This window comes from Streptomyces sp. HSW2009, from assembly GCF_040240285.1.
Taxonomy (GTDB): Bacteria; Actinomycetota; Actinomycetes; order Streptomycetales; family Streptomycetaceae; genus Streptomyces.
The window spans coordinates 1-7,057 of record NZ_JBEHZD010000430.1; the positions used below are offsets into that span (position 1 = coordinate 1).

A 7,057-nucleotide genomic window follows, 5' to 3' on the forward strand; every position below is an offset into this window, starting at 1 on the left:
TCACCCCCACCAACTTGTCAATAGCCCGCTTAACCGGCCGCCCCGCCGCCCGCAGCACGCTCTTCACCTTGTTGGCCAACCCACCAACCCCCACCAGCGCAGCCAGGAACCCAATCAGCAACGGAATGCTCGCCGCCAACGCGGCCTCAACCATCTTCGGAACCCCAGCACTGCCCCCACCCGCAATAGCAATCACCGCATCAAGCACCGCATTAACAAACTCAACAATCTGCGCACCCTGATTAACAATGAAAGTAACAATGTCGATGATGCCCTTAACCGCCCGCACGAAAGCCGAAGCCGGTGTCAGCAGTGAAACAATCCACGAGATGCCCGCAATAATGACCGTCGGCACCAAATAAGACTTCAGGTCATCCAGAATCTTGGTCTTCAGGTCACCCGTGTCGGCCTGGATTTCGTCCATCGCACCGGCCGGGCCCTCGCGCGACAGCGCCCCCGCCACCGGTACCGACTGCTCGACCTTCTCCATCGCCGGCTCGGGCACCCCCTTCGCGACGATGCGGGCGCGGAGGTTGTCCCAGGTGAGGCCGAGCATGGAGGCGACTAGCTGGATGATGCCCTTCATGTCGAACTTGGCCGGGATCTCGATGCCTTCTTTGGTGGCGGTGCCGAGGAGCCAGGCGACCAGGCCCTTTTTCAGGTGGTCCAGGATGTTGGACGTGAAGAGGTTGAGGCCGGCGCTGACGGCCTTGACCAGGTTGCCCAGGAAGCCGATGGGGTCCTTGATGATCTTGCCAATGGCGGATGCGGCCTTGGCGAGGATGCCCATCAGGAGGTTCTTCAGTTCCAGGATGGTCTTGATGGCCCCGACGATCGCGTCCTTCGCCTTCGCGATCAGGCCCTTGTTCTCGTCCTGGAGCTTCTTGATCTCCTCATCGACCTTGCTGAGCGCCTCCGTGTACTTCTGGGCCAGGGTCTGGACGAGTTCGTCGGACTTCTCGTTGACCTTGGCTTCCAGGTCCTCGAACTTTCCCTCGAAGTCCTTGGCCGCCTCCTGGCCGTACTGCTTCAGGTCCTGCGGGAGCTTGTCTACCTCCGCCCTCAACTCCGTACGGCCCTGTTTGATGCGGGCCTTGGCCCTGCCGAGTTCGGTGCCGATCGTGTCGGCGATGGAGGAGATGACGGTCTGCATCTTCGAGACGTAGAGCTTGCGCGACTCCTGGAAGATGTTCAGGCCCTCCTGGGGAAGGCCCTTGAACTTGTCCTTGACCCAGCGCAGCTTGCCGCGGAAGCCCGAATAGCGCTTGTCCTTGTACTTCTTCATGCGGCGCTTGTGGTCTTCGGTGAACGCGTCCCTGGCCGCCTTCTCGCCCTGGGCGAACTGGTCGTCCACCTTCTTGTCCAGGCCGGTCAGCGTGGATTCGACGTCCTTCTTCGCCGCGTCGAAGACCTTCTGGAGCTTGGCCGTGACCTCTTCGCGCTTCTTCTCGTCCTTCGACTTCGTCTCGCCCTTGCCGCCGTCGACCTGCTGACCGGCCTGGGTTCGGGTCGCGGTCAGCGAGGCCATCGCACTCGCCCCGGCCGCCGCGGCGCCCGCCTTCGCGTCCGTCAGTTCCTGGTTCTCGGCCTGTCGGCCCTGCGGCCCGGCCTTCGCCGCATGCGCCTCCGCCTTCTTCTTCTCGCTCAGCGCCTCGTTGAACTGCGGTTCATTGCCCTTGGCGAGTTGTTCCTCGGTGACCTCCGCATCGGCCATCGCCGCGTCGTTGGCCTTGGGACCTGCGGAGAAGTCCGTCACCGCCGGCGGCTGCTTGTCCGGCACCGCGTCCGCCGCGCTGGGCGCGCCCGGGTTCCCCGGCGGCTTGTCCGCCGTCATCGGGGTGACCTTTTTGGTCTTGGCCTTCGAGGTGTCGGGGGCGGCCTTGGTGGTGCTTTCGATGTCCTTGGCCGAGGTCTTCTTGCCGTCGGTGACCTTGCCGTCGACCTGTTCCTTGACCTGGTCGGCCTTGCCGGAGTCGGCGAACTTGTCGGCCTCGTTCAGGTTTTTCGGCGCCTGTGCGGCAATGGCCTTGTTGACCGCGTCGATGAATGCCTGTTTGTTGAACTCGCCCGGCTCGGCCGCATTCATCTTCTCGGCCTGGGCCGCCTTGCCCTGGGCTTCCTTGTCATCCGGCGGCGCCACCGCCGCGTCCTGCGCGGATTTCGACTCCGTCGTCGCGGGCTGGTGCTGTTTGATCGCCTGCTTCTTGGTGCCGACGTCGGCCTTGACCCGACGGAAGCCCGGCGCCTGCGCCGGGGACGGCTTCACCGGCGCCGCGTACCGCTGGGCGACCAGCCGGGAGACCGCCGCGTTCCCCGCGGCGCGTTGCAGCCGCTGTACGGCGCGCCGGTCGAGGCCGCGACCTCCCGCTACCGGCGCCCGGCCGCCGGCCAGTGCGTCCCGGGTGGCCCGGGTGGCCCGGGACGTCTCGGCGACGGCCCCCGCCGCCGGCTCGGCCGTGGGTTCGCGCACCGCGGCGCTGCGCTGGGCGGTGGCGGGTCCCGCGGCGGGCGGGCGCCCTCGCGTGGTGGCGGGCGTGTCGGGGGTGCTCTTCACGGCGGCACCTGGCTACCGCCCGGATGGTGTGCGCATGGTCCGCCCCCGATTCGTCAACTCCCTGTATACACAGGTGACTTGATCGTCCAGGGTGCGCGCAGGGCACCGTACTTCCCAGGGCGACCGGGGAACGTCGCCGGGCACCCCGCGGTGTCCGGTCGACGATCGGGCGGCTGCACCTTGGGGCAACCCGGACGGCACGCCGGGTAGCCCGAAGTCCTTTCCCGTTGATCGATTGGCTGAGCAGAATCGCTCTCGTTTCCCCGGCCAAGGAGAGTGGTATGCCGTCGCCGTACCTGTCCCCGGGCGTCTACGTCGAAGAGGTGGAGTCCGGGTCACGCCCCATCGAGGGTGTGGGGACCTCGGTCGCCGCCTTCATCGGGTTCGCCCAGAAGGGCCCCTTCAACGAGCCGACGCTGGTGACGAACTGGACCCAGTTCGTCACGGTCTTCGGCGATTTCGTGGCGGGTACGTACCTGGCGACCTCCGTCTACGGGTACTTCGCCAACGGTGGCGGCGTCTGCTACGTCATCCGCATCGGTGGGCCGCGGGCCGACCAGGTCCCGGAGCCGGCCGACGGCGCCTCCCCCGACGTGGCGGACGGCGCCCCGCACGCACGGCTCGGGCCCTATGTCGTACGGACCCTGCCGGGTGTCACCGGTGAGGTGAAGGTCGAGGTCAGCGACGCGGAGGCGGAAGATCCGCCGCAGGACGTGTTCAAGCTGACCGTGCGGCACGACGGCAAGGTCGCCGAGACGTACCCGATGGTGACCACCAAGCGCAGCAAGGAGAACGTCGCCACCCAGGTGACGGCGCGCTCCCGGCTGATCGCTCTGGAGGAGCCCGGCAAGGGTGCGGCGCCGCCGCGGCCCGAGCCGCAGTCGGTCACGCTGGCCGTGCCGGCGGGCGGCGGCGCCGACGTGGCGCCGCAGGAGGTGTCGGCCGAGTCGTACGTGGGCGATGCGGACCAGCGGACCGGCTTCGGCGGTCTGGAGGCCGTCGAGGACGTCACGATGGTCGCCGTCCCCGATCTGATGAGCGCCTACCAGCGGCGCGTGCTCGATCTGGAGACGGTGATCGCGGTCCAGCAGGGTCTGATCGCGCACTGTGAGCTGATGGGCGATCGGATTGCGCTGCTCGATCCGCCGCCGGGGTTGAGCCCGCAGCAGGCCAAGACCTGGCGGGTGGAGACGACGGGATTCGACTCGAAGTACGCCACCTTGTACTACCCGTGGGTCAAGGTGTTCGACCCGGCCGTCGGGCGCAATGCGTTCGTGCCGCCCAGCGGGCACGTCGCCGGCATCTGGGCCCGTAACGACGCCTCGCGCGGGGTGCACAAGGCGCCGGCCAACGAGGTGGTGCGGGGTGCGGTGGCGCTCCAGACGCAGATCACCAAGGGCGAGCACGATCTGCTGAATCCGATCGGCGTGAACTGCATCCGGGCCTTCCCCGGCCGCGGCATGCGGGTGTGGGGCGCGCGGACCCTGGCCAGCGACCCGGCCTGGCGCTATCTGAACGTACGGCGGCTCTTCAACTATTTGGAGGAGTCGATCCTGGCCGGCACCCAGTGGGTGGTGTTCGAGCCCAATGACGATGCGCTGTGGGCCCGGGTACGGCGGACGATCTCGGCGTTCCTGGTCAATGAGTGGCGCAAGGGTGCGCTCTTCGGGCTGACTCCGCAGGAGGCGTTCTACGTCAAGTGCGACCGGGAGACCAACCCGCCGGAGAGCATCGACGCCGGTCAGGTGATCTGCGAGGTCGGGGTGGCGCCGGTCAAGCCCGCGGAGTTCGTGGTCTTCCGGCTCGCCCAGCTCTCCAGCGGTTCCGGCGCGGTCGACGAGTGATCTGGCCGGGTCAGGCCCTGGACCGCCACCCACTGATTCAAGGAGGCTGCTATGCCGCTGCCCGATCTCGACAGTTCCGTCGGGCATTCCTTCGGCCTGGAATTCGACAGCGTGCTGATCCGGCAGATCACCGAGGTCACCGGGTTGAAGATGGAGCAGGACGTCATCGAGTTGAAGCAGAACACCGCCGACGGCAAATACGCGATCAAGAAGCTTCCCGGGCGGCCCAAGGCCGGTGAGGTGACCGTCACCCGCGGGCTGACCGAGGACAACAGTTTCGAGCGGTGGATCACCGATTCGCGCTTCGGCCGGATGAACAACGCCCGCCGCAACGGCTCGATCATCGTCTACGACTACGAGGGCATTCCGATCAAGCGGTACAAGCTGATCAATGCGTGGCCCAAGACGCTGGAGATCAGCGCGCTCAAGGCGGGCGACACCTCGGTGTTGACGGAGAAGCTCGCCATCACCTTCGAGAGCATTGAAGTCGAGTGATGCGCAGGCGGACCAGCATGCCGACGTTGCCGCCGGCGGACGCCGCGGCTTCCGACGAGCGGCCGGCCGACGGGCAGGGCGCGGGGTGCGACGGGGGGCGGGGCGAGCGGCTGCGTACGGAGTTCGGGTTCGAGTTGCCGCGCGGGTACGTGGACGAGTCGGGCACCGTGCACCGGGCGGGTGTGATGCGGCTTGCGACCGCGCGGGACGAGTTGGTGCCGCTGCGGGACGACCGGGTGCGGGAGAGCCGGGCCTACCTGTCGGTGGTGTTGATCTCCCGGGTGCTGGTCAAGCTCGGCACGATCGAGGATGTCCACACCGGGATCGTGGAGGACCTGTTCGCCTCTGACCTGGCGTTCCTCCAGGACTTCTACCGCAGGATCAACTCCGAGGGGCACACCAGGGCCTCGGTGACCTGCCCGTCGTGCCGGGACACGTTCGCGGTGGACCTCGCCGGCGGTGGTCGCCTGGGGGAATCGTGACGTACGCGACGGACCGCATCCACGAGGAAGTCGCGTACCTCGCCTACCACTTCCACTGGTCGCTCGATCAGATCCTTGATCTGGAGCATGCGGACCGGTTGCGCTACGTCGACCAGATCGCCCGGTTGAACGGGCAGTGAGCCGCGGGCCACGAACGGGGAGGGCGGGTCGTTGAGGGGATTGCGGGCGTGGCTGTCCGGCCGGGGCCGGGCCGCACCTGACCAGGGAACGGCGGTCGGTGCCGCCGCCGATCCGTCGGCTTCCGACGGGCCCGCGGACTCCGCTGCGACGGGCCGCGGGGGCCAGCCCTGGCGGGAGGTGCCCCCGCTGCAACGGACGGTGGGCGCGGCGCCCCTGCTGACCGACCCGGAGCCCTTCCACGCCTCGCTCGGCACCTGGCAGGACACCTCGCTCACCTCGACGCTCGGCCATATCGTCAGCCCCGACGCGCCGGCCGGCCTCGGCCACGGCCTGGCCGAACCCAGCGAAACCGGCGAGCTCAGCGGCACCCACCCTGCTGCCACACCCGACCCTCCGGCCCTGCCGACCACGCCTCCCTCGGCCACTTCGCCGACCGGCCAACCCACCACCTCCGTACGGCACTTCGCGACCGGAGCCACCCACCCGCCCGGGCCGTCGGCGGCGCTCCAGCGGCTGGCCACCGAGCCGCTGACGTCGGCGCGCCCGCTGGAGACCGCCTTGCTGCGGGAGCTGGGGGACGTACGGGAGGTACTGGAGGTACGGGACGTGTCGGGTGGAGCGCGGGCGACGGCCGGGGGCGACGCGCATCCGGCGGGCCCGTCGGTCAGTGCCGACGGCGGCCCGGGGCCGACGGCCGTGCGGGGCGCGGGCTCGGCCGCCGTACAGCGGTCGGTGTGGCGTGCCGGGCCGGCCGACGGTGCCGCCGCCGGTCGGACTCCCGGGACGGCTGCGGGCCCCGGGGCGGCTGCGGGCGTACAGGGCGTGGGGCTCGGGGCGCCGCTGGCCGGCCTGCCGCCCACCGCGCAGCGCACGCCGGCGGCCAGTACCAGCGCGGGGCCCCCGCCGCCCGGCCCACCCGCGGACGAACCGACCGCCGGTGCCGGGACCGATCCCACGGACGCGCCGGAGTCCGCCGCTCCCCCGCCGACACCCGAGTCCACCGCCGCCACCGTTGCCGCCTCCGATGAGCCGTCGCCAGCAGGGTCGCCGGACCGGCCGCTGCTCGCTGACGCACCCCTGGTCGCCCGCCTGCCCCAGGCGGAACAACCGGCCCCGCTCCCCCCGTCTCCACCCACCCGGGCCGACGGGCCTCCGGTCGGCGCACCGTACGGGAGCGCGCGGCTGGTGGATGCGGGGGCGCCGGCCGCGGTACAACGGCAGGTCGCGGAGGGCCCGGCGGCGCCGGGTGTGGGCGCGGGGCCGGTGCCACGTGCCGTACAGCGGGCGTCGGTTCCCGTGCGGCCGGCCGCGGCCGACGGCACTCCGCTGCTTGCGCCGGCCGCGGCGGGCCGGGTGCACCCGGTCGTGGCGCCGCTCGTGGCACAGCGCTCGGTGCCGGTGTTCTCCGCGCCGGTGCGGGAGGCGCTGGGTGACGATCCGCAGGACGCCGCGGCGGAGGCGGTACCGGTGCAGTGGTCGGAGCCGGCAGGGGCGGCGCCGGCCGCGGCCCGCCCCCCCCGCGCCCCCGCCCGCCCCCCCCC

Annotated in this window: 6 protein-coding genes; 5 read left to right on the forward strand and 1 reads right to left on the reverse strand. The window is 70.1% G+C overall.

Annotation, left to right across the window (positions count from 1 at the left end; translation table 11 throughout):
* On the reverse strand, positions 1-2,554 hold a 2,554-nt coding region (locus tag AAHZ94_RS25300), incomplete at its 3' end, for a phage tail protein (RefSeq protein ID WP_502964776.1).
* Positions 2,555-2,835: 281 nt separating this feature from the next.
* On the opposite strand from AAHZ94_RS25300, the gene AAHZ94_RS25305 reads away from it, so the two are divergent.
* The 5 genes from AAHZ94_RS25305 to AAHZ94_RS25325 all read left to right on the forward strand — a co-directional run.
* Positions 2,836-4,398, forward strand: a complete 1,563-nt coding sequence (locus AAHZ94_RS25305) for a phage tail sheath family protein (RefSeq protein ID WP_349995482.1) — start codon at positions 2,836-2,838, stop codon at positions 4,396-4,398.
* A 51-nt stretch (positions 4,399-4,449) separates the two neighbouring features.
* Positions 4,450-4,893 (forward strand): phage tail protein, encoded by a 444-nt coding sequence (locus AAHZ94_RS25310; RefSeq protein ID WP_176160556.1) that lies wholly within the window; start codon positions 4,450-4,452, stop codon positions 4,891-4,893.
* A complete protein-coding gene (locus AAHZ94_RS25315) occupies positions 4,893-5,375 on the forward strand; it encodes a hypothetical protein (protein WP_349995483.1) in 483 nt (160 codons plus the stop codon). The genes AAHZ94_RS25310 and AAHZ94_RS25315 overlap by 1 nt, the downstream gene beginning before the upstream one ends.
* On the forward strand, positions 5,372-5,515 hold the full coding sequence (locus AAHZ94_RS25320) for a DUF6760 family protein (protein WP_349995485.1): 144 nt from the start codon (positions 5,372-5,374) through the stop codon (positions 5,513-5,515). The genes AAHZ94_RS25315 and AAHZ94_RS25320 overlap by 4 nt, the downstream gene beginning before the upstream one ends.
* A gap of 178 nt (positions 5,516-5,693) precedes the next feature.
* On the forward strand, positions 5,694-7,057 hold a 1,364-nt coding region (locus AAHZ94_RS25325), incomplete at its 3' end, for a hypothetical protein (RefSeq protein WP_349995487.1).